The sequence below is a fragment of the Agromyces cavernae genome (assembly GCF_021044935.1).
Lineage (GTDB): Bacteria > Actinomycetota > Actinomycetes > Actinomycetales > Microbacteriaceae > Agromyces > Agromyces cavernae.
On record NZ_JAJNMP010000003.1, the window covers coordinates 755,846 to 777,799 of the forward strand.

At 70.5% G+C, this 21,954-nt stretch carries 18 protein-coding genes and 2 tRNA genes; 8 read left to right on the top strand and 12 right to left on the bottom strand.

All coding sequences use genetic code 11. The annotated features are described in order from the left end of the window. Positions 1-131: 131 nt before the first annotated feature. Complete coding sequence (gene ku, locus LQ757_RS14860; protein WP_231048022.1) at positions 132-1,043, top strand: non-homologous end joining protein Ku; 912 nt, start codon at positions 132-134, stop codon at positions 1,041-1,043. 141 nt (positions 1,044-1,184) lie between these two features. Here ku and LQ757_RS14865 read toward each other — a convergent pair whose 3' ends face one another. The 9 genes from LQ757_RS14865 to serS form a co-directional block, all read right to left on the bottom strand. Continuing rightward, positions 1,185-3,395, bottom strand: a complete 2,211-nt coding sequence (locus tag LQ757_RS14865; protein WP_231048023.1) for a cell wall-binding repeat-containing protein — start codon at positions 3,393-3,395, stop codon at positions 1,185-1,187. Positions 3,396-3,677: 282 nt separating this feature from the next. Next, on the bottom strand, positions 3,678-4,046 hold the full coding sequence (locus LQ757_RS14870) for a hypothetical protein (protein ID WP_231048024.1): 369 nt from the start codon (positions 4,044-4,046) through the stop codon (positions 3,678-3,680). Positions 4,047-4,219: 173 nt separating this feature from the next. After that, positions 4,220-4,801: a polysaccharide deacetylase family protein gene (locus tag LQ757_RS14875; RefSeq protein WP_231048025.1), complete on the bottom strand. Its 582-nt coding sequence runs from the start codon at positions 4,799-4,801 to the stop codon at positions 4,220-4,222. Between the two features lie 409 nt (positions 4,802-5,210). Beyond that, positions 5,211-5,299, bottom strand: a tRNA-Ser gene (locus tag LQ757_RS14880). A gap of 80 nt (positions 5,300-5,379) precedes the next feature. Next, on the bottom strand, positions 5,380-6,675 hold the full coding sequence (locus LQ757_RS14885; RefSeq protein ID WP_231048026.1) for an LCP family protein: 1,296 nt from the start codon (positions 6,673-6,675) through the stop codon (positions 5,380-5,382). Between the two features lie 52 nt (positions 6,676-6,727). Next, a tRNA-Ser gene (locus LQ757_RS14890) sits at positions 6,728-6,812 on the bottom strand. Positions 6,813-6,958: 146 nt separating this feature from the next. Further along, complete coding sequence (locus LQ757_RS14895; protein ID WP_231048027.1) at positions 6,959-8,293, bottom strand: LCP family protein; 1,335 nt, start codon at positions 8,291-8,293, stop codon at positions 6,959-6,961. A 66-nt stretch (positions 8,294-8,359) separates the two neighbouring features. Beyond that, positions 8,360-9,265, bottom strand: coding sequence for an HAD family hydrolase (locus LQ757_RS14900; RefSeq protein WP_231048028.1), 906 nt, complete (start codon positions 9,263-9,265; stop codon positions 8,360-8,362). After that, positions 9,262-10,530, bottom strand: coding sequence for a serine--tRNA ligase (gene serS, locus LQ757_RS14905; RefSeq protein WP_231048029.1), 1,269 nt, complete (start codon positions 10,528-10,530; stop codon positions 9,262-9,264). The genes LQ757_RS14900 and serS overlap by 4 nt, the downstream gene beginning before the upstream one ends. 71 nt (positions 10,531-10,601) lie before the next feature. On the opposite strand from serS, the gene LQ757_RS14910 reads away from it, so the two are divergent. Then, positions 10,602-11,612 (top strand): diacylglycerol/lipid kinase family protein, encoded by a 1,011-nt coding sequence (locus LQ757_RS14910; protein ID WP_231048030.1) that lies wholly within the window; start codon positions 10,602-10,604, stop codon positions 11,610-11,612. A gap of 12 nt (positions 11,613-11,624) precedes the next feature. On the opposite strand, the gene LQ757_RS14915 is transcribed toward LQ757_RS14910, so the two are convergent. Together LQ757_RS14915 and pheA are read right to left on the bottom strand one after the other, a co-directional pair. Then, positions 11,625-12,566, bottom strand: a complete 942-nt coding sequence (locus LQ757_RS14915; protein WP_231048031.1) for a hypothetical protein — start codon at positions 12,564-12,566, stop codon at positions 11,625-11,627. 38 nt (positions 12,567-12,604) lie between these two features. Then, positions 12,605-13,564 carry a prephenate dehydratase gene (gene pheA / locus LQ757_RS14920; protein WP_231048032.1) on the bottom strand — a complete coding sequence of 320 codons (960 nt, stop codon included), beginning with the start codon at positions 13,562-13,564 and terminating at the stop codon, positions 12,605-12,607. A gap of 124 nt (positions 13,565-13,688) precedes the next feature. Here pheA and LQ757_RS14925 point away from each other — a divergent pair, with 124 nt between their 5' ends. The 6 genes from LQ757_RS14925 to LQ757_RS14950 all read left to right on the top strand — a co-directional run bounded on the left by LQ757_RS14925 (position 13,689) and on the right by LQ757_RS14950 (position 21,393). Next, positions 13,689-14,981 (top strand): DUF445 domain-containing protein, encoded by a 1,293-nt coding sequence (locus LQ757_RS14925; protein WP_443591717.1) that lies wholly within the window; start codon positions 13,689-13,691, stop codon positions 14,979-14,981. 14 nt (positions 14,982-14,995) lie between these two features. Beyond that, positions 14,996-16,606, top strand: a complete 1,611-nt coding sequence (locus LQ757_RS14930; RefSeq protein ID WP_231048034.1) for an HD domain-containing phosphohydrolase — start codon at positions 14,996-14,998, stop codon at positions 16,604-16,606. A 68-nt stretch (positions 16,607-16,674) separates the two neighbouring features. Continuing rightward, positions 16,675-18,066: an FAD-binding oxidoreductase gene (locus LQ757_RS14935; protein WP_231048035.1), complete on the top strand. Its 1,392-nt coding sequence runs from the start codon at positions 16,675-16,677 to the stop codon at positions 18,064-18,066. A 97-nt stretch (positions 18,067-18,163) separates the two neighbouring features. Next, complete coding sequence (gene pgm, locus LQ757_RS14940) at positions 18,164-19,792, top strand: phosphoglucomutase (alpha-D-glucose-1,6-bisphosphate-dependent) (protein ID WP_231048036.1); 1,629 nt, start codon at positions 18,164-18,166, stop codon at positions 19,790-19,792. A 231-nt stretch (positions 19,793-20,023) separates the two neighbouring features. Then, entirely contained in the window at positions 20,024-20,374 is a 351-nt protein-coding gene (locus LQ757_RS14945) for a GntR family transcriptional regulator (protein WP_231048037.1), read from the top strand. Further along, positions 20,371-21,393 (top strand): DUF1648 domain-containing protein, encoded by a 1,023-nt coding sequence (locus LQ757_RS14950; RefSeq protein ID WP_231048038.1) that lies wholly within the window; start codon positions 20,371-20,373, stop codon positions 21,391-21,393. Before LQ757_RS14945 ends, LQ757_RS14950 begins: the two co-directional genes overlap by 4 nt. Positions 21,394-21,421: 28 nt before the next feature. On the opposite strand, the gene LQ757_RS14955 is transcribed toward LQ757_RS14950, so the two are convergent. Further along, positions 21,422-21,946: a hypothetical protein gene (locus LQ757_RS14955; RefSeq protein ID WP_231048039.1), complete on the bottom strand. Its 525-nt coding sequence runs from the start codon at positions 21,944-21,946 to the stop codon at positions 21,422-21,424. Positions 21,947-21,954 lie beyond the last annotated feature (8 nt).

The following is a 21,954-nucleotide window of genomic DNA, read 5'->3' on the forward strand; positions in this document are numbered from 1 at the left end:
AGAATTGCGCTGAAACGCGCTGTGGCGGCCCGCCAGTGCAATGCTCCTGACCTGCGGACTTCGCTCGGGGCGACGGTCGAAGTTCGCTCGGGGCTTTCGGCCACACATCCCCGGGGTGTGTACTGGTAGTCATGCGAGCCGTCTGGAAAGGGGCGGTCACATTCGGCCTGGTCAATGTGCCCGTCAAGCTCTACAGCGCCACCGAAGACCACGACGTGTCCCTGCACCAGGTGCACGCGGCCGACGGCGGGCGCATCAGGTACCAACGCGTCTGCGAGATCGACGGCGAGGTCGTGCCGTACCAAGACATCGACAAGGCGTACGACGACGGCGAGCGCACCGTCGTCATCACCGATGCCGACCTCAAGTCGCTGCCGGCCGAGCGCAGCCGCGAGATCGAGGTCGTCGAGTTCGTGCCGAGCGCGCAGATCGACCCGATCATGCTCGACCGGAGCTACTTCCTCGAACCCGATTCGGCGTCGTCGAAGGCCTACGTTCTGCTGCGCGAGACCCTCGAGTCGACCGATCGCACCGCGATCGTGCGCATGTCGCTGCGGCAGAAGAGCCGACTCGCGGCGCTGCGGGTGCGCGGCGACGTGCTCGTCGTGCAGACCCTGCTGTGGAGTGACGAGGTGCGCGCCGCCGAGTTCCCCTCGCTCGACGAGGCCGTGAAGATCTCGCCGAAGGAGCTCGACCTGTCGAAACAGCTCGTCGACAGCCTCGTCAACGACTTCGAGCCCGACCAGTACGTCGACGAGTACCAGCAGGAGCTGCGCACCCTCATCGCGGCGAAGCTCGAGCAGGGCGAGGCCATCGACACGGCCGCGACGTTCGGCGAGCAGCCCGAGCAGGAGAAGGGCGGCGAGGTCATCGACCTCATGGAGGCGCTGCGCCAGTCGATCGCGGCGAAGCGTGAGGGCGGCGGTGTGGGCTCGGGCTCGGGCTCGTCGAAGGCTGCGGGCGCGGCGAAGAAGGACGCGGCCGGGGGCGACAAGAAGCCGGCCGCGAAGAAGGCCACCGCGAAGAAGAAGGCGGCGTCCTGACGCTCGGCGGCGCGCGACGTCCGTCGATCGGATGTCCCGCGCGTCGTGGCGGGTCGGTGTGATGTCGCCCGGGGCCGAGACCGACGGCCGGTTCAACCGCGTCGGTTCAGCGTCGCCCCGGGCTCGAGACCGGCGTGCGGTTCAGCAGGGACGCAGCGCAAAGACGTTGCTCGACAGCACCGCCGTCGAGCCGAAGAACGTGACCCGCCCGACGCCGAGGCGCAGCAGGTCGGTCGCCGCGGCAGCCGGGAGGCACGTCGGCGCGCTCAGGTAGAGCGGCGCGTCGACGCGGCCGGCGTACGCCGCGCCGGCGAGTGCGTCGGGGAAGTTGAGCCCGCTCGCCACGAACGCGCGGGTCGCGCTGCCGAACGCGTCGGTGTTGATCGCCGCGGCTGTCGCATAGCGGTCGGTGCCGGCGACGCGCCTGGTATCGGCGGCGATCGGCGTGAGCTGCGCGAGCACCGTGTTCGATACGACCAGCACACCGCCGGCGACGCGGATGCGCTGCGGCGCGAGGCGCTGCACGAGCAGTCGTGTCGCGTCGTCGAGCGCTGCCGCACGGGTGAGCACGACCGGCGAGTCGACCGATCCGGCCGCGGCACCCGCCGCGAGCGCGTCGGGATAGTTGGCCCCGGAGGCAACGTAGACCGCCTGGGTGGGCGCGGGGAACGCCGCGTTGATGAGCTTGCGGCTGGTGTCGTAGCGATCGGTACCGCCGATGCGCTGCACAGGTGCGATGGAGCGCAGGGTCGCGTCGGCGGATGCCGCGACGGCGCCGGTGCCGCCCACGATCACGATCTTCGCCGGGTTCAACCGCCGCACCTCGGCGAGGATCGCGGCCGTCGGCCCGGAGCGGGGCGTGAGCAGCAGCGGCCCGCCGCCCTTCGCCGCCGCGGGGGCTGCGCTGAGCGCGTCCGCGAAACCCTCACCCGAGGCGAGATACACGATCGGCACCGCCGCGGGCGACGGGAACGCGGCGACCGAGGTCGCGATCGCGGTCTCGTACCGGCTCGGCCCGAAGAGGCGATCGGTCGCTGGCCGTGCGACCAGCGCGACCGTTCCGGTCGTTGTCGCGGACGAGTAGACGCCCTGGGACGCGACGATGCGCCAAGCGTGCGACCCGAGGGATGCTCCGCCGAGCGGCAGGCTGAACGACCCGCCACGGCTCGTGAGCGTGGACGTCGACGTGGCGGTGGTCGCGCCGTCGAGGTACAGCGAGACGCGGGTTCCCGCGGGGGCGTTGGGCACGGTGCCTCGTACGGGAACGTCGGCATAGGAACGGCCGCCGAGGATGGACGTGATCTGCGGCTTCGAGATCGCCACCGAGAGTTCCCAGGCGCTGTTGAAGTCGAGCACGTCGGGCCCCGCGGGCGAGACGACGGGGAAGAAGGCGCTGAGGCCGCCGGTGGTGCACGTCGCACTGGCGCCCGAGGTGATGCCCGCCGCGTAGTCGCCGATGAGCGCGGCGCCGCCGCTGTCGCCGCTGCGCACGCACGTGTCGGCGATGATCGCGTTGACGAGTCGCTCGCTGACGAACACGGCCTGGTCGACCGCGCGCACCGTGCCGCACGTCCAGCCGGTCGTGCGGCCTGACTTGCAGAGCCTGGCACCGACGACCGCCGCGGTCGCACCGCGGACCGAGACCGGGGTGCCGGCTGAGGGGGAACCGGAGCCACCGCCCCAGACGGAGACCGATGGCCTGGGCGTCCAGGCGGACTCGACCGACATGCGTGCGGAATCGACTGCGGCGCCGAATCGCACCGATCCGGTGACGGGGTTGCCGAGCGTGGCGCCGATGGACTGGAACGGGTCGTTGGGCCTCGACTGCACGAGCGCGCTCGCGGATGCGTCGGGGAACGCCGTGCCGTCGAGGCAGTGCCCCGCCGTGGTGACCTGATGCGCGCCGCCCGCCTTCAGCCTGCCGTTGAAGGCGACCGAGCAGACGACATATCCGTCGTCGCGAATCCCGTTCTTGTTGAGGTCGGTGCCGGGAATCGCCCAACCGGTGCCCCCGACGAGATCGGCGGCGGCCTCGAACTGTACGTCGGAGTAGTCGGCGACCATCTCGGGGGTCGGCTCGAACACGGGCGTCGCACCGACCTCCGCGACGGCCTCGGCGGTCTCGGCAGAGTCGACGAGCACCGTGAGCGTCGTGCCGTCGAGCACCGCATCGGTCGTGTCGACGTCCTGCTCCTCGAGGTGCTCGAGTACGTCGGCAGCATCGACCGCGGCGTCGGCGGCGGCGAGGTACTCTGCGGGCGACAGGCCGAGGTCGGTCTCGATCGCCTCGACGAGCCCGGCTTCGAGCGTGCTCGCCTCAGCACGGTACTCTGCGGCGGGGTACTCGCCCATGACGGGTGCATCGCCCTCCCCCGGGGGAGCAGAGATCGACCCCGAGACCGGCAACCCCGTCGATGCGTGATTCGGCACGGCGTATGCCACCGGCGCCGCGGCAGCGGTCGCCAACAATGTTGCGGTGGCGACCGTTGCGAGCACGGCACCGGGGAACGATCGACGCATCAGGGCCGCTTTCAGTGGTGGTGAGTGGGCACCAAACTACCAACAACCGGTGACATCGCCATCACCCACCCGCGAACGGCACGACGCCCCACCCGTCCGCGCCTTCGGTATCGTTCAGGAGCGGAAGAACTCGTTCGCGCGGGCGGTGTAGAGCAGGATCAGCCCGATCAGCGCGGCGGCCCCGCTGATGACCGCGGACCACAGCTGAGCCGGTACGGCGAACATGACATACACGGCGGACGCGAGGTTCAGGACGAACACGATCGTCACGATCACCCTGGACGTGTTGCTGCCTCGGAACAGTCCGAGGCTGACGAGGATCGTGATGATGCCGATGATGATGGCGACCCAAGCTGCCGTGGTCGCCCCGGGCACTTCTGTTCCGCCGATGAGGACGATGATGCCGCCGAGGATCTGCAGTGCACCGCTGATCCAGGCGAGGACAGCGACGAGAGTGACGCCGCCGGGACGAGTTCCGGCCATGTGAGGCTCCTTCGACTCGGCAGAGTTGCGTGACCACAAACTAGCGCCGTCAATGAGGGAATGTCAGTCCCTCGAACGCGTGTCGTCACCGCGGCGCGCGTTGTTGTTCTTCCTTCTCGTGGTCGTCGCCGCGTCGTGACGTGACCAATCGGGAACGACTCGCGATGGAACGATCAGGGGTGGGCGGCGCTGATGAAGACATCGTTCAGGGTGACCGTGGTCAACGCCCGTGCCTCGAGGATCCCGGTCAACTGATCGAAGACCCGGGTCACCGGAAGATGATTCAAGTGCCCGATGATGATCCTTCCCGAAGCGAACCACTCGTTCGCCAGGTCGACGATCTGTTGATCGGGCAGCTCCCCGGAGTCCGCGAGCGACCCGTACCAGAGCGTCGGCGTCGTGTACCCGATCGCCGCAGCCGCGGCGTCGACGCGGTCGTCGTGCGCTCCGTAGGGCGGACGGAAGTACGGTCTCGCATCCACGCCGTACACCTCGGCGAGGTAGTCGTGGTTGCGCTGCAACTCCGCCTGGATCGACGCGTCGTCAAGGGTCGTGAGATCGGGATGCGACCAGGTGTGGTTCGCGAGTTGCACCTGGCCCGACGCCACGAGCGACCGCAGCGCTTCGGCGTTCTCATCCCAGCTCGCATAGATGCCGTTGACGAACATCGTGAGCCGCGTGCCGGTCGCGGCCGCGAAGGCGGCATACGCGGCGACGACCTCTGTACTGGTTCCGTCGTCGACGGTCCACGCCATCACACTGCCCGACTCCGGCGGAAGTTCCGTCAGCGTCCCCGGCGGGACCGGAAGCCGCGCGGGCATCGGCGACGACGGGGCAGGGGCCGGCGGCACCGTCGGCGTTGCAGCCGGCGCTGAAGGAGTCGGCGGAACCGACGGCGGAAGCGCCTCGTCCAGTTGCTCACAGCCCGCCAACGAAACCGCCGAAACCGAAGCAAGAGCAAGCAGGGCAGTGCGACGGGTGATGTCTGCCATCGGGCCCCCTGTGCGTCGAAGGTTGACGCAAGCATGCACCGTGATCTGACGAATGCTCGGAATCCAGGATGGCGCGCCGAAATCTCACGACCAGGGCGTGCAAGCCGACCAACGAGAATGGCCCCCGCGGAATGCGAGGGCCATTTCTTCAGTATCGGGGGCTCAAAGTGAGCGGAGACGAGGGGATTTGAACCCCTGGTCCCCTTACGGGGACTCCACCTTAGCAGGGTGGTGCACTCGGCCGGACTATGCGACGTCTCCTCGTGAACGCTGACGCGAACACGCGACAGCAATCATAACCCGAGGGTGCCCGAACTGACGATTCGAGCCGTTTCGGGCGGTCAGCCGTCGTTCGCCACCGAGCAGCGGGTCTCGGCCGCGGTCTGGCCCGTGACGTCGCTCGGCAGTGCCTCGGCGGTCGGTGCGGGCGCCGCAGGTACTTCGGTCGCCGGAGCCTCTTCGGCGGGCACCTCTTCAGCCGGCGCCTCTTCGACGGGCGCCTCTTCGACGGGCGCGTTCGGGTCGGCCGCCGAGGCGAACGACGCCTCGCCGGACGCGGGGTCGAAGATCACCGGCAGGTCTTCCTGCAGCGCGGTGTTGATGAGCAACGCCGATTCGCTCGGCACGACCTCGCCGTCGACATAACCGGTGGGGTACTGGATGAACGCGATCTTCGAGAGGTCGGTGTCCTTCAGCGCCTTCGCGATCGAGACCATACGAGTGGGGTCGACGAGCGACGACGAGAGCTCCATGTTGCTGAGCGCGACCTTGGCGATCGAATAGAGCGCAACCGGGTCGCCGAGCGTGCCGCCGGTCTGCAGTTTGCGCGTGAGCGACGAGAGGAACACCTGCTGGTTCGAGATGCGCCCGAGGTCGCTGCCGTCGCCGACGCCATGCCGCGTGCGCAGGAACTGCAGCGCGTCCATGCCCCTGAGCGAGTGGGTGCCGGCCGACAGGTTGAGGTCGGTGTGCTCGTCGACGATCGGCTCGGCGACGCACACGTCGACACCGCCGACCGCCTCGGAGAGGCCCGCGACGCCCAGGAACTGCACAGTGCCGGCGAACGGGATCGTCAGGCCGGTGAGTTGTTCGACGGTCTTCACGACGCACGGCATGCCGCCGTAGGCGAGCACCGAGTTCATCTTCACGCCGTACTGCTCGTAGAGCGGGTCGCCGGCGGGGTCGGCAGGGTCGGTACAGGCGGGCACGTCGACGAGCATGTCGCGCGGGAAGCTGACGACCGAGGCGTGCGAGTGGTCTTCGGCGATGTGCATGAGCATCGTCACGTCGTTGAGCACGGCCGTCTCTTCGTCGGGGTCGCCGAACGCGTCGCCCTGGCCCTCGCGGCTGTCGCTGCCGATGACGAGCAGGTTGACACCGCCCTCGATGGCGCCGACATCGGGCACGCCGTCGAGCACCGCCTCATTGTCGAGCGTGACCGTGGGCTTGAGCGAGCTTGCGAGATCGAAGGCGGCGTACGCGGCGACCGCGGTGCCCGACACGAGCGCGACGGCGACGGTGGAGGCCAGGACCTTCGCCGCCGTCTTCCATGCGGAGTGCCTGCCGAGGCGTCCGTGGCGCGCGACCGAAGCTGACTTCGCCGCGCGACGCGAGGTGGGTCGCACCGCTTCTCTCACGTGTTCCTCTCGTGTCGCCTGGTCTCGTGTCGCCGGTCTCGATCTGCTTGCGCGGAGGGCGTGGGATTCGAACCCACGAGGCATTGCTGCCCACTGGTTTTCAAGACCAGCTCCATCGGCCGCTCGGACAGCCCTCCAAGCCCGCGTTCACCCGCCTGAGGGCGAGATCGTGCAGGCAGGCCCCGATTCTAGCCGACGCGCATCTCGAACAGCCTTCCAGCCGCGCCTGAGAGAGCCCTGAAGCAGCGGGGATGCAGCGGCGGAGGCAGCCCGAAGGCACCGCTCAGCCGGGGTTCGCGGTCGCGCAGCGCACCTCATCGGCAGTGAGCCCGGTGACGTCGTCGGGCAGCAGGGTGGCGGGCGGCACCGTCGGCGTCGGCGTCGGCGTGGAAGTTGCGGATGCCTCGGGGCTGGGCTCGGGGCCCAACGGCACGGCCGGCTCGGGGGCGAGTGGGGGGAGCGGTCCTGGCGTCGTCGTGGGCGCCGGCGGGGTCGGATCGGGAATCGTCCCGAACGGGGCATCCGTCGTCGCATTCGGGTTGACGGCGAGCGGCAGGTCCTGCTGCAACGCGAGGTTCACGGCCGCGGCCGACGCCGAGGGCGTGACGTACCGGAGATCGGACGTGTAGACGGTCGGGTACTGCACGAATGTGATGCGACCGAGGTCGACCGCCTGCAGTGCCCGTGCGATCGCGACGAGCGTCACCGGATTCTGCATCGCGTTCGAGAGCTGCACGTTCGAGAGGATGACCTTGGCGATCGAGTAGAGCTTCACCGGGTCTCCGAGGGTGCCGCTCGCCTGCATCGTGCGGGCCAGCGAGGCGAGGAACGTCTGCTGGCTTGCGATGCGACCGAGGTCGCTGCCGTCGCCGACCCCGTGCCGGGTGCGCAGGAACGCGAGCGCAGTGTATCCCGTGATGACGTGCTTGCCCGCCGCGAGGTGCAGGCCCGATCGGATGTCGTCGACCGGATCGGCCAGGCACACCTCGATGCCCCCGACGGCCTCGGCGAGCGCGGCGACGCCCTGGAACTCGACGACCCCGCCCACCGGGATCTTCACGCCCGTGAGCTGCTCGATCGTGAGCGCGACGCAGGCGAGGCCGCCATAGCCGAGCACGCCGTTCAGGGGTGTCTCGAACAGCGCCGACAGGGTGTTCGTCGAGTCGGCCGGGTCGGGGCACTCGGGCACCGACACGAGCATGTCGCGGGGGAAGCTCACGACCTCGACGTGCGAGTGGTCCTGCGAGAGGTGCACGAGCATCGTGACGTCGTTGAGCACGGCCGAGTCGATGTCGGGGTCGCCGAACGAGCCGTCGGCGGGGCGCTTGTCGCTGCCGACGAGGAGGAAGGTGAGGCCCCCGTCGATCGCACCGATGTCGGGCGCGCCCTCGAGGATCTCCTCGTTCGCGAGCGTCACGGTCGGCTTCTGCTGCACGGTGCGGACGAGATCGACGGCCGCATAGGCCACGACGGCGGCGGCGCTCACGGCGAGCACCGCGATGACGGATGCCGCGAGCTTGAGGTAGGTCGAAACGCCCGAGCGGCGGCGCACGCGACCATGGCGCGGCGGCTCGGCCGCCTCAGCCCCCGCCCCGGTGGCGCGCGCGTCACCCTTCACGTCGTCCCCTTCGACGCCCTTGATTCTACCGGCGTGTCGCGCCGGAAACCCGGTTCGACGGCGGATTCAGGGCAGCGAGTCGAGGACCGCGGCGAGGCCGGCGTCGTCGATCGATCCGGCGACCTCGTCGGCGGCCGCGCGCACCTCGTCGGGAGCCTGGCCCATGGCGACCGAGCGCCCTGCCGCACCCGCCCACGAGAACATCTCGAGATCGTTGCGGCCGTCGCCCACGGCGATCACCCGGTCGGCGGGGAGGTCGAGCCAGCCGCGCACGCGTTCGAGCGCGGTGGCCTTGTTGACGCCGTCGGGGGCGATGTCGAGCCACGCCGTCCAGCCGATGGCGTAGCTCACGTGGTGCAGGCCCATCTGGTCGACGATCTCGAAGAACTCGTCGAGCCCGTGCTCGAGGCTCGTGACGACGACACGGGTCGCGCGCTGGTCGAGCAGTTCATCGAACTCGACCTCGCGGGCGTTGTCGAGGTTCCACTCGACCATTCCGGTGGTGTAGAGCCGGAACCCGTCGGGAAGCTCGACCATGAACTTGCCCGCGGGCAGGAAGGTGCGGATGCGCTCGAGCACCGCGGTGGGGTCGAACGTCTCGACGTGCTCGCGAACGTACCGCCCGGGAGCCGTGGTGTCACGGCGCATCGTGATGGCGCCGTTCGCGCAGACGACGTACTCGGGCTCGAGGCCGAGGTGCTCGAGCACCGGGGCCGTGGTCGACCATGACCGGCCGGTCGCGAGGGTCACGATGTGCCCGCGCTCGACGGCCGCGGCGACGGCGTCGGCGACCGAGCCGTCGATGGTCTCGTCCTGATGCATGATGGTGCCGTCGACGTCGAGGGCGACGAACCACGCGCCATCCGACTCTGCTGATCGATGAACCGACGAAGGAGGCGACCCGAGATCACCGACCTCGGGTCTCGATACGCTCGCTTCGCTCGCTACTCGACCAGCGATGTCTTTCATCATCGCGACACCGGCTCGAGCCGCTCGAGCCCGCCGAGGTACCCGCGCAGCGCCTCGGGCACGACGACCGACCCATCGGCCTGCTGGTGGGTCTCGAGGATCGCGACGATCCACCGCGTGGTCGCGAGGGTGCCGTTGAGGGTCGCGACCGGTGCCGTCTTTCCGCTCTCGGTGCGGTGGCGGATGTCGAGCCGGCGCGCCTGGAACGTCGTGCAGTTCGACGTCGACGTGAGCTCGCGATAGGCGGCCTGCGTGGGCACCCACGCCTCGACGTCGTACTTGCGCGCGGCGCTCGAGCCGAGGTCGCCGGCCGCGGTGTCGATGACGCGGTAGGCGAGGCCGAGGTCTTGCAGCATGCCCTCCTGCCAGGCGAGGAGGCGCGCGTGCTCGGCCTCGGCGTCGGCCGGGTCGACGTAGCTGAACATCTCGAGCTTGTTGAACTGGTGCACGCGGATGATGCCGCGCGTGTCTTTTCCGTGGCTGCCCGCCTCTCGGCGGTAGCAGGTCGACCAGCCGGCGTAGCGGATGGGCCCGCCCGTCATGTCGAGGATCTCGTCGGCGTGGTAGCCGGCGAGCGCGACCTCGCTCGTTCCGGTGAGGTAGAGCTCGTCGTCGGGCAGGTAGTAGATGTCTTCGGAGTGGGCGCCGAGGAAGCCCGTGCCCTGCATGATCTCGGGACGCACGAGCGTGGGCGTGATGAGGGGCGTGAAGCCCGCGGCGATCGCACGGTCGAGGCCCATGTTCATGATGGCGAGCTCGAGCCTTGCGCCGACGCCCTTGAGGTACGAGAAGCGGGCGCCCGAGACCTTCGCGCCGCGCGGCATGTCGATGGCGTCGAGCAGCTCGCCGATCTCGAGGTGGTCGCGGGGCTCGAAGTCGAACGCGGGCAGCTCGCCGACCTCGCGCAGCACGATGTAGTCGTCTTCACCGCCGGCGGGCACCCCGTCGAGGACGATGTTGCCGAGCTTCTGCACGGCGAGCGTGAACTCGGCTTCGGCATCGCTCACCGCCTGATTCGCGGCCTTCACCCGGCCCGCGAGGTCCTGCGCTTCGGCGACGAGCGCGGCCTTGGCCTCTTTGGGCGCCTGCGCGACCTGCTTGCCGAACGCGTTCTGCTCGGCGCGCAGCGCCTCGAACACCGTGATGGCGGTGCGGCGCGCCGTGTCGGCCGCGACGGCCTCGTCGACGAACTCCGCGGACTCGCCGCGGAGCTCTTGCGAACGCTTGATGAGGTCGGGGTTCTCGCGGAGCAGCACGGGGTCGATCACCCGAGCAAGTCTAGCCCGGGGCATCCGCACGTTCTCGGCCCTGAAAGCCCCGATGGAATACCGTTGGAATCGTGGCGAATGATCAGGGCGAACGGCCCGCGGATGCCGCGGGGTCGCACCCGCGCGCGGCCGTGATCTTCAACCCCTCGAAGCAGGGCGTGACGGCACTGCGCGAGGCCGTCGCACGCGCCGAGCGGCGGCAGGAGTTCGCTCCGACGATGTGGATCGAGACCACCGAGGACGACCCCGGCAAGGGCATGGCGCGCGAGGCCGTCGACGCGGGAGTCGACCTCGTGCTGGCGGCCGGCGGCGACGGCACCGTGCGGGCGGTCGCTGCGGGGCTGCGCGACACGGGTGTGCCCGTGGGCATCGTTCCGCTCGGCACCGGCAACCTGTTCGCCCGCAACCTCGGCATCCCCGTGAATGATCTGGCTGACGCCGTGGTGCTCGCGTTCTCGGGCATCGACCACGCCGTCGACGTGATCGTCGCCGACATCACCCGGCCCGACGGTTCCGACGAGTCGCACGTTTCGCTCGTGCTTGCGGGCATCGGCATCGACGCCGCGATGATCTCGAACACCAACCCCGACCTGAAGAAGCGCGTCGGGTGGCTCGCCTACGTCGACGCCGGCCTGCGCGCCATCCCCGCATCCAAGCCGTACCGGGCCACGCACCGCCTCGACAGCGGGCGCAACCACCGTTCGAAGGTCGCGAGCATCCTCGTGGCGAACTTGGGCTACCTCCCGGGAAACATCGAGCTCATCCCCGGCGCCGAGCTCGACGACGGCAAGCTCGACGTCGTCGTGCTGCAGCCGCGCAACATCTTCGGCTGGATCCTGATCTGGCGCACGGTGACGTGGGAGAACCGGGTGCTGCGCAAGTCGACCCTCGGCCGCCAGCTCATCGACCTCACGGGTGGCAACAAGAAGCAGCACATCGTCTACCTGCGCGGCCGGTCGGTCGAGATCGGCATCGAGGGGGCGCCCGAGGAGTTCGAGATCGACGGCGACGAGTTCGGCCAGGTGATCGGCGCGACGTTCACCGTGTCGCCCGCATCGCTCGTCGTGCGGGTCGCGCGCTGAGGTTGCCCTCGGTCAGCCGGCGCGTCGCGTGGGTCGCAGCGGGCGCGCCGACTGGACGCCGAGCAGCACGAGGCCGATGACCGACGCGAACGCCGCCGCGGCGATCGGCCCGATGCCCACCTCGCCGACTCGCCCGAGGGCGACCGTCGTCAATTGATCGGCCCGCGGTCCGGACTCGGTCCACATCACGCCCTGGCCGTCGGCGATGAGTCCGCCCAGCCAGAATGTCGCGATGGCCCCGACGATCGCGATGGCGATGAGCCCGTAGGCGGCCGGCACACGCGGGAACGCCGACGCCCGCCCACCTGCGTCGCGGTCGGCGGATGCGGCGAGCTGGTGCAGTCCGGCAACCGTGGTCACCACGACGATGCCGATGGCGCCGATCATGACCATGGCCGGCGGAACGCTCCACTGCAGGAACATGAACGCGTTGGAGTTCGCGCCGCCGAACCCGTTGTAGTAGCGGGGGTCGATGGCCGCCGACCACGACCACCACAGCCCGCCCGCGAGGATCGCCCCCGAGAACAACCAGCCCGCGATGAGCCAGGCCCGGGCGCGCACAGCGGACTCGGGATCATCGGGCTCGACGCCGGAGAACGCTGCGGCGAAGGGATCGGCGGTGGAGGGATCGGTCGAGGCATCGGTGGCGGGCTCAGCAGGGGCCTTGCCGTCGGACGCGCCTGCGCCCGGTGCAGGAGCGTGGGGCACGCGCGCCCTCGGCGTGCCGCGGTCGGCGACGCGCGGCTCGCGCACCGGGGAAACCTCGGGCTCGAGCCGAGCCGGGCGGGACTCGACCTGCTCGCGCGGCTCACGAGTGACCGGCACCGGCGCGACCACGGGCGACCCGGGCGGCGGCGAATCGGCGTGGGGCGGGGCATCCGCCTCACTGCCGACGTACCCGCGCTGGAACCGCGGATCGTAGCGCGGATCGATGCGCGCCTTGCTGTCGGTCATTCCCCCATTCTCGACTCGCGCGTCGAGAATGACCAGCCTCAATCGGTGTCGGGTTCGCCGCTCACGAGCCCGCGCAGCCAGTCGCGCGCCTCGATGAAGATCTCGTCGTCGAACTTCGAGTGGTACTCGATCGCGCGCTGATCGGCCCGGGGGTACGAGCCGAGGAAGATCACCTTGGGGCTCGTGCGACGCAGGCCCAGCAGCGCGTCGGCCACGCGCTCGTCGGAGACGTGCCCGTCGAGATCGACGACGAACCGGTAGCGGCCGAGGGCATCGCCGATGGGGCGGGACTCGAGCAGCGACAGGTTCACGCCACGGGTCGAGAACTGCTCGAGCATGGCGAGCAGGGCGCCGGGCTCGTCGTTGGGCAGCTCGACGATGAGGCTCGTCTTGTCGGCGCCGGTCGGCTCGGGAAGCACCCGCGAGCGGCTCACGAGCACGAACCGCGTGACCGCGTTCGGGTTGTCGCCGATGTCGCGCGCGAGCACGTCGACGTCGAGGTGGTCGGTGATGCCGGGCGGCGCGACCGCGGCATCGGCCTGGCTGCCGTCGAAGAGGGATGCCGCCGCCTGCACATTGCTCGCCGCCGGGATGTGCCCGTGGTCGGGCAGGTGCTGCTCGAGCCAGCCGCGCGACTGCGCGTAGGCGACGGGATGCGCGTTGACGAGCCGCACCTCGTCGAGCCGGGTGCCCGGGCGGGCGACGAGGACGAAGTTGACCGGCACGAGGTACTCCCCGACGATGCGGAGCCCGGGCACGGTCGCGAGGGCGTCCTGCGTGGCGCTCACGCCGCCCTCGATCGAGTTCTCGATGGCGATCATCGCGGCGGTCGAACGCCCGGTCGAGACATCCGCCAGCGCCTCGCCGACGTTGTTCACCGACCGCCAGTGCCCGCCTGCCGCCTCGGGGACCTGCTTGAGCGCCGCCTCGGTGAACGTGCCGGCCGGTCCGAGATAGGAGTAGGTCTCCTCGGGCTTCGCAGGCACGGCTTCGGTCATGCAGGCCAGCCTAGTTCGCTCCCGACCCTCAGGTTTCTGCCGCTCGGGTCTCCGCCCGCGGGGCGGGATGGCTTAGCGTCGAGAGCGGACGGACCGCGATCGGACGCGAGGGGGCCGGCTCATGATGGTGATCGACCAGACCCGGGTGCCGACCGGGCGCGCCGTTCCGAGCGATGCCGAGCGGCTGGCCGCGCTGCGGCGCATGAAGCGGGTGGCGACGAGCCTGCTCGTCATGGCGGCGGCGGTGTTCGCGGTGTCGTTCGCGCTGCAGGACGACATCGCGTGGCTCGGGTACGTGCGTGCTGCGGCCGAAGGGGCGATGGTCGGGGCGATCGCGGACTGGTTCGCGGTGACGGCACTGTTCCGGCATCCGCTGGGCATCCCGATCCCGCACACGGCGATCATCCCGAAGCGCAAGGACGAGATCGGCGCGACGCTCGGGGCGTTCGTCGAGGACGAGTTCCTGAGCGAGGAGGTCGTCGTCGGCAAGCTCGCGTCGGTCGGCATCGCGCGGCGGCTCGGGGGTTGGCTCGCGGAGCCCGCGAACGCCGAGCGGGTGACCGCCGAGGCCGCCGTCGCGGCGCGGGGCGTGCTGACGCTGCTCGGCGACGACGACGTCGAAGACGTCATCGAGCGGCTCGCGCGACGGCACCTCTTCGAACCCGAGTGGGCGCCCGCGATCGGCCGCATCGGCGACCGGCTGGTGGCCGCCGATCAGCAGCGTGCGGCGATCGACGTCGTGCTCGAGAAGGCCGAGGCGTGGCTCGCCGCGCATCCCGAGGCATTCGGCCGCATGGTCTCCGACCGGCTGCCCCGCTGGGTGCCCGGGTTCGTCGACCGGCTCGTCGACGACCGGGCTCATCACGAGGTGCTCGCGTTCGTGCGGGAGGTGCGGGCGGAGCCGGGACATCCGCTTCGCCTCGCCATCGATCGCTGGCTCGCCGAGCTCGCGGACGACCTGCAGCACGATCCGGCCGTGATCGCCCGCGTCGAACGACTGAAGGCCGACCTGTTCGACAGTCCGCGCGTGCGCGAGTTCGCGGCCGAGGCGTGGGCGAGCGTCAAGCAGACCCTCGACGAGGCGCTCGCCGAACCCGCCGGCGAACTGCGCACCGGCCTGAGATCGGCCGTGATCGAGGTGGGCACCCGGCTCGCCGCCGACGAGGCGCTCGCCGCGAAGGTCGACGCCTGGGTCGTCGACGCCGCGGCGTACGTCGTGCGCAACTACCGGCACGAGATCGCGGGGGTCATCACCGAAACCGTCGAACGATGGGACCCGCGCGAGACGACCGAGAAGCTCGAGCTGCAGGTGGGACGCGACCTGCAGTTCATCCGCATCAACGGCACGGTCGTCGGCGCGCTCGCGGGCCTCGCGATCTACACGGTCGCCACGGGGGTGCACGCCCTCGCCGTGTGAGGGAGAATTGCCCCATGGCCGCGGCCGACACCGTCGGAGAGCCGCGCGTGCATCGGCACGAGCTGCTCGCGGCGCTGTCGCGCGGCATCGACCTGTGCATGGGACAGCCCATGGGGCACACCCTCGGGCAGACCTACATCGCCCTGCTCCTCGCCGAACGTGCGGGGCTCGACGCCGACGCGCGGCGCGAGGTGTTCCACACCTCGATGCTGGCGTGGGCGGGATGCCATGTCGACTCGCTCGAGCAGGCGCGGTGGTTCGGCGACGACCATCGTGTCAAGGCGGACATCCGAACGGTCGACCTCGCCGACGACCGGGCCGCGATGGCCTTCATGGCCCACCACGTCGGGGCCGGTCAGCCATGGCCGCAACGCCGGCGCACGCTCGCCGCCTTCCGCGTCGAAGGCGTGCGCGATGCGTACGCGATGTTCGAGAACCACCGCCTGGCGGCCGCCGCGCTCGCCGAGGCGCTCGGAATACCCGCGAACCTGTGCACCGGCGCCGACCAGGTGTTCGAGCGGTGGGACGGCAACGGTGAACCCCGAGGTCTTCGCGGCACGGAGGTGGACTTCTCGGCTCGGGCGGCGAACCTCGGCGATGTCGTGATGGCGATCCGACGAGCAGGAGGGACGGATGCCGCCGTCGCCGTGGCACGCGCCCGTCGCGGCACGCAGCTCGATCCCGACCTCGTCGACCTGTTCTGCGACCAGGCCGACGCGATCTTCGCCGCCCTCACCGCCGTCGACGCGTTCGATGCGTCGATGCGGCTGGTTCCGAGCCTCGACGACGTACTCGACGACGATCGGCTCGACGAGGCGCTCGGTGTGCTCGCCGACTACGTCGATCTCAAGTCGCCGACGCTGCTCGGCCACCAGTCGGCCACGGCGGAGCTCGTCGACGCGGCGGCAGAGGTGTTCGGCCTCGGGACGAGCGAGCGCTCGGACGTGCGACGGGCCGCGCTGCTGCACGACCTGGGCAGGTTGGGCGTTCCGGCAGCCGTCTGGGAGTCGCCGGGCCCGCACACACCCGCGCAGGCCGAGCAGATGCGGCTGCACCCGTACCTCACCGAGGCGATCCTCGAGCCGTTCCCGGGGTTGCGCGCGCACGGGCGCCTCGCCTGCCAGCATCACGAGCGCCTCGACGGATCGGGCTATCCCCGCGGCATCTCAGGTGCCGAGATCACTCCGCCGGCTCGACTGCTGGCGGCCGCGGACATGTACGCCTCGAAGTCCCGATACCGACCGCATCGTCCCGCGACACCCGCGACGGAGCTCCCGGCGGTGCTGCGTCGCGAGGTGCGCGAGGGGCGTCTGGACGCGGCTGCCGTCGAAGCTGTCTTGGTCGCCGCGGGTCACCGCCGCCACCTCCGTCGCGAGTGGCCGGCGGGCCTCACCGAACGCGAGGTGGAGGTGCTCGGGCACGCCGCACGGGGCCGCTCGAATGCCGAGATCGCGGCCGACCTCCACGTCTCGCCCAAGACGGTCGGCAACCACCTCGACCACATCTACACGAAGACCGGGGCGCGCAACCGTGCGACGATCGCCGTCTTCGCGATGCGGCACGGCCTCCTGGCCGACGAGCTTCCGCCGGGCGAGCGCGTCGGAGATGGGGTGTTCGCCCCATGAACCGGCGCGCGTGCCGGTCGTAGCCTGAGCGCAGCCGCCGCACTCGCGGCGGGGAGGCGAGGGTGATCATGGCACTGCCGGAGGTCGCGCGCCGGACGCTGATCGGCGACCTGCGCGCGCGAGTGCGAGGAACCGTGATCGGCCGGGACCACCCGGAGTACGACCACGCGAGGGCGGTCTGGAACGGCCTGATCGACCGGCATCCCGAGGTCGTCGTACGTTGTGCCGACGTCGATGACGTCGTCGCATGCGTCGACGCGGCGCGGGTGCACCGACCGATCGTGTCGATCCGCGGCGGCGGGCACCAGGTCGCCGGGAGCGCCGTCTGCGACGACGGGCTGGTGATCGACCTCTCCGGGATGCGCGACGTGGTCGTCGACCCGGTGGCCCGCACGGCTCGCGTGCAGGGTGGAGCACGTTGGGCCGACGTGGATGCCGCGACCCAGGCGTTCGGGCTCGCCGCACCGGGTGGCGAGGTCTCCGAGACCGGCGTCGCCGGCCTGACGCTGGGCGGCGGCCTCGGCCTGTTGCAGCGCACGCACGGCCTCAGCTGCGACAACGTGCTCTCGATGACCGTCGTCACCGCGGACGGCGTGGTGCGCACGGCGAGCGCTGACGAGCACGCCGACCTGTACTGGGCCCTGCGCGGGGCCGGCCGCGGGCTCGGGGTCGTCACCGAGTTCACGTTCGCGTTGCATCCACTCGGTCCCGACGTCGCCGCTGCGGCGTTCGTCTATGCGCCCGAGGACGCCGGTGCGGTCTTCCGCTCCTGGCGACAGCTGGCCGCGGAGGCGCCGCCGACCATCGCACCCGAGTTCGCGCTCTGGGCGCTCCCGCCCGTCCCCGGTCTGCCTGATGAGATCATCGGCGTGCCGGTCGCACTCGCCTTCGGCACGTTCATCGGCGCGCCTGCCGATGCCGCGACGGCGCTCGAGCCGTTCTCGCGTCTCGGCGAGCCGATCCTCGATCTCAGCGGCACGACCACCTGGGTCGAGGCACAGAGCCAGTTCGATTTCGCGATCCCCGACGGCGGACGCTACTACTGGAAGTCGCATTTCATGGACGAGCCGGATGACGCGACCATCGACCTCATCGTCGGGCACGCCGCTCGCCGACCGGACCCGAACTCGGCCGTGTTCGTGCGGACCCTCGGCGGGGCGGTCGATCGGATCGGCTCCGACGAGACGGCCTTCGCGCATCGTGGTGCGCGTTTCAACGTGAGCGTGGACGCGATCTGGAGCGATCCCGCGCTCGACGACGACTCGATCGGCTGGGCGCGCGGGCTCTGGAACGCGCTCGAGCCGGTCTCCCGCGGGATGTACCTGAACTTCGCTGGGCTGGGTGAAGAGGAGGGCGCCGTCGGCGGCCTGATCCTCGGAGCGCACGAGGAGCGCGTCCGACGGATCCGGCGCACGTACGACCCAGAGGGTGTGTTCGAGTCGGCCGCGGCTCGTCCGTGAAGGTCGTCGAGGGTTTCGAGACGGCGCTGGCGCGCCTCCTCAACCCACGTTCGGGACTGCGGTGGCGCGCCTCCTCAACCCACGCAAGACTGGGGGCATGCACGAGCGCGCGGGAACCCAGGCGACCGGATCCGATCTCATCGACGTCGAGGCCCTCGTGAGGGCCTACTACGAGAAGAGGCCCGACGCCTCGATCCCCGAGCAGCGCGTCGTCTTCGGCACCTCGGGCCACCGGGGCTCGTCGCTCACCACGAGCTTCAACGAGCACCACATCCTCGCGACGACGCAGGCGATCGTCGACTACCGCACGTCGCGTGGCATCACGGGGCCGCTCTTCATCGGCGCCGACACCCACGCCCTGAGCGCCCCCGCCCAGACGACGGCCCTCGACGTGCTCGTCGGCAACAAGGTGCGCGTGCTCGTCGACGAGTTCGACGACTACGTGCCGACGCCCGCGCTGAGCCACGCGATCCTGAAGTGGAACAACGACCCCGAGACGCGCGGCGAGGGCGAGGCAGACGGCATCATCATCACGCCGTCGCACAACCCGCCCCAAGACGGGGGCTTCAAGTACAACCCGCCGCACGGCGGCCCCGCCGACTCCGAGGCGACCGCGTGGATCGCGAACCGTGCGAATGAGCTCATCGCCGGCGGGGGCGCCGAGGTGAACCAGGCCGAGCCGAGCGGCGTCGAGACCTACGACTTCCGCGGCAACTACGTCGCCGACCTCGCGAACATCATCGACTTCGAGGCCATCCGGCGCAGCGGCATCCGTATCGGCGCCCACCCGCTCGGCGGGGCATCAGTGCACTACTGGGCGGCGATCCGCGACCACTACGACCTCGACCTCACCGTCGTGAACGCGCGCGTCGACCCGACGTGGTCGTTCATGACCCTCGACTGGGACGGCAAGATCCGCATGGACCCGTCGAGCGCGTCGGCGATGGCCTCGGTGCTCGCGCACCGGGGCGACTTCGACATCCTCACCGGCAACGACGCCGACGCCGACCGCCACGGCATCGTCACGCCCGACGGCGGACTCATGAACCCGAACCATTACCTGGCCGTGGCGATCGAGTACCTGTTCGCGCATCGTCCCGAGTGGAGCGCCGACGCCGCGATCGGCAAGACCCTCGTGTCGAGCTCGATGATCGACCGGGTCGCCGGATCGCTCGGCCGACGGCTCTGGGAGGTGCCGGTCGGGTTCAAGTGGTTCGTGCCGGGGCTCATCGACGGATCAGTCGGGTTCGGCGGCGAAGAGAGCGCCGGCGCGTCGTTCCTGCGGTTCGACGGCTCGGTGTGGACGACCGACAAAGATGGCATCCTGCTCTGCCTGCTGGCGGCAGAGATCCGTGCGGTCACGGGCAAGTCGCCTTCCGAACTCTATGGGTCGCTGGTCGAGCGGTTCGGTGACCCGGCGTACGAGCGAACGGATGCCGCGGCATCCGCTGCCCAGAAGGCGGCCCTCGGCAAGCTCGACGGCGACGCGATCTCTGCCACGGAACTGGCCGGCGAGCCCATCACGGCGAAGCTCTCGCACGCCCCCGGCAACGACGCGGCGATCGGCGGCGTCAAGGTGACGACCGAGAACGCCTGGTTCGCCGCGCGTCCGAGCGGCACCGAAGACGTCTACAAGATCTACGCGGAGTCGTTCGAGGGGCCCGAGCACCTCAAGGCCGTGCAGGCTGCGGCGAAGCAGATCGTCGACGCGGCGCTCGCGGGCTGAACCCCGGCGTCGGAGCACGAGCGGGCTGAGGAGGGAGCGCAGCGACCGTCTCGAAACCCCTCTCGGCCGGGTTTCGAGACGCTGGTCTCGAGACGGCGCCAGGGCGCCTCCTCGACCCACCGCCTTCGTCGCTCCTCAACCCGCTGAGCCGGCTACTTCAGCGAGGCGGAGGGTTGCACGTCCACCGCCAACTGTTCTAGTATTTCTATAACAGTTGTGAAGGAGCCGAGCATGCTCATCCGTGTCGATCCCGCGAGCGACGTGCCGATCTTCGCGCAGGTCGCGGCGTCGGTACGCGCCGACGCCGCCGCCGGCCGACTCCGACCGGGCGACCGGCTCCCCTCGGCCCGCGAGGTCGCGAGTTCACTCGAGGTCAACCTGCACACCGTGCTGCGCGCGTACCAAGAGCTGCGCGACGAGGGTCTCGTCGACATGCGGCGTGGCCGCGGTGCGGTCGTCACCGACGCCGTCGAGCCGCTCGCCCAACTGCACGACGACGTGATCGCCCTCGCCCAGCGCGCCCGCGCGCTCGGCCTCTCACCCGACACCCTCGCCTCACTCGTGAAGGAGACGTTCCGATGACCGCCACCCCCGACGTGCACACCGCCCGACGCCGCTATCTCGTGGTCGGCGTGATCGCCCCGATCGTGATCACGGCGATCGCCGTCGTGCTCATGCTCGTCTGGCTGCCCGAGGTTCCGGCGACGGTCGCCACGCACTGGTCGGGCGACGGCGGACCCGACGGATTCGCGCCCGCATGGACGGTACCGCTCTTCACGGCCGTCCTCGGCGCCGGACTCGCGGCGATCTTCGCAGCGATGGTGCTCGTGCCGTCGCGCGACGGCGAGTGGGGGCCGACCCATCGACTGCTCGGCGCCGTGGCGCTCGGCGCCACGACGCTGCTCGCGGTGGCCCTGACCTGGTCGTTCGGCATGCAGCGCGGGCTCGACGACGCGCACGATGCGCCGGGCGTCCTCCTGCCGCTCGCCGTGGGCGTCGCCGCCGGGCTCCTCGCCAGCGTCGCCGGGTGGTTCGCTCAGCCGAACGTCGTGACGAGCGGCGGGTCAGGGGCGACCATTCAGGCCGTCGAGGCCCTCACGCTCACGCCCGGTGAGCGCGTGGTCTGGGTTCGCACGACGACGATGTCGGCGGCGGCGATGCTCGCCATCACGGCCGCGATCGTCGCGCTCGCGGTCGGCACCATCGCACTGGCCGTGACGGGTTCGCCGGCGTGGTGGGCCATGCTCGCGACCGCACTCGTGCTGCTCGTCCTCGCGTGCGCGACGTTCGTGTTCCGAGTGCGCGTCGACCGTGCCGGGCTCACCGTGCGATCCGCGATCGGGGTGCCCCGATTCCACATCCCGCTCGGCGATATCGCCGACGCGGGCGTCACGACCGTGCGGCCGACGGCGGAGTTCGGCGGGTGGGGCGTCCGAGTCGGCCTCGACGGCCGCTTCGGCATCGTGCTGCACTCGGGCGAGGCGCTGCAGGTGGCGCGACACGACGGGCGCGTCTTCGTCGTGACGGTCGACGACGCCGCGACCGCTGCAGCGCTGCTCGAGGCGCTGACCGCGCGCAGGGTGGCTCCCTCGGCGGGCTGACGCCCTCGCGGGCGGTGGCGGCTGGGCCTCAGAACGCCGACAGCACGACGCGGAAGGAACTGCCGCCCGACGCCCGCCGGTTCCCCGTGCGATCGGCGCGGTGCCGCGCACGGTGCTGCGACGGCGTAGCGACGGGTGCGTCGGGTTCGGGGGCATCGGGTTCGGCGACCTCGGGTTCGGGGGCCTCGGGTTCGGGGGCATCGGGTTCGGCGGCCTCGGGTTCGGCGGGCTCAGCGATCTGCGCGAGCTCAGCGACCACGACCGGCTCGGCGACCTCGACCGGCTCAGGCTCGTCGGCGACCGCCGACAGTTCGACCTCCTCGACCCGCTCGTCTGCTTCGGCCTCGGCAGCGACATCCGACGCCTCCGCGATCGCCGACGGCCCGACGACCTCGGGAGTCACCGCGGTCTCGCGATCGCCCACGCCGAGTCCGAAGAGCCCGAGGTCGACGTCAGCGGCCGGCGCGCGGAACGTCGAGCGACGGCGTTCGGGAAGGGGCGCGAGGTCGGTGTTCGGTTGGGACTTCGTCTTGGACTTCTTGATCTTGGGCACGGGCGGTT

What these genes read in the sequence shown, in the direction of transcription:
- LQ757_RS14915 (WP_231048031.1), bottom strand. Translation starts at nt 12,566, where the DNA reads ATGACCGACAGCAAGGCGCGCATCGATCCGCGCTACGATCCGCGGTTC.
- ku (WP_231048022.1), top strand. Translation starts at nt 132, where the DNA reads ATGCGAGCCGTCTGGAAAGGGGCGGTCACATTCGGCCTGGTCAATGTG.
- LQ757_RS14870 (WP_231048024.1), bottom strand. Translation starts at nt 4,046, where the DNA reads ATGGCCGGAACTCGTCCCGGCGGCGTCACTCTCGTCGCTGTCCTCGCC.
- LQ757_RS14950 (WP_231048038.1), top strand. Translation starts at nt 20,371, where the DNA reads ATGACCGCCACCCCCGACGTGCACACCGCCCGACGCCGCTATCTCGTG.
- LQ757_RS14900 (WP_231048028.1), bottom strand. Translation starts at nt 9,265, where the DNA reads ATGATGAAAGACATCGCTGGTCGAGTAGCGAGCGAAGCGAGCGTATCG.
- LQ757_RS14930 (WP_231048034.1), top strand. Translation starts at nt 14,996, where the DNA reads ATGGCCGCGGCCGACACCGTCGGAGAGCCGCGCGTGCATCGGCACGAG.
- pgm (WP_231048036.1), top strand. Translation starts at nt 18,164, where the DNA reads ATGCACGAGCGCGCGGGAACCCAGGCGACCGGATCCGATCTCATCGAC.
- LQ757_RS14945 (WP_231048037.1), top strand. Translation starts at nt 20,024, where the DNA reads ATGCTCATCCGTGTCGATCCCGCGAGCGACGTGCCGATCTTCGCGCAG.
- pheA (WP_231048032.1), bottom strand. Translation starts at nt 13,564, where the DNA reads ATGACCGAAGCCGTGCCTGCGAAGCCCGAGGAGACCTACTCCTATCTC.
- LQ757_RS14865 (WP_231048023.1), bottom strand. Translation starts at nt 3,395, where the DNA reads ATGGGCGAGTACCCCGCCGCAGAGTACCGTGCTGAGGCGAGCACGCTC.
- LQ757_RS14875 (WP_231048025.1), bottom strand. Translation starts at nt 4,801, where the DNA reads ATGGCGTGGACCGTCGACGACGGAACCAGTACAGAGGTCGTCGCCGCG.
- LQ757_RS14935 (WP_231048035.1), top strand. Translation starts at nt 16,675, where the DNA reads ATGGCACTGCCGGAGGTCGCGCGCCGGACGCTGATCGGCGACCTGCGC.
- LQ757_RS14925 (WP_443591717.1), top strand. Translation starts at nt 13,689, where the DNA reads ATGGTGATCGACCAGACCCGGGTGCCGACCGGGCGCGCCGTTCCGAGC.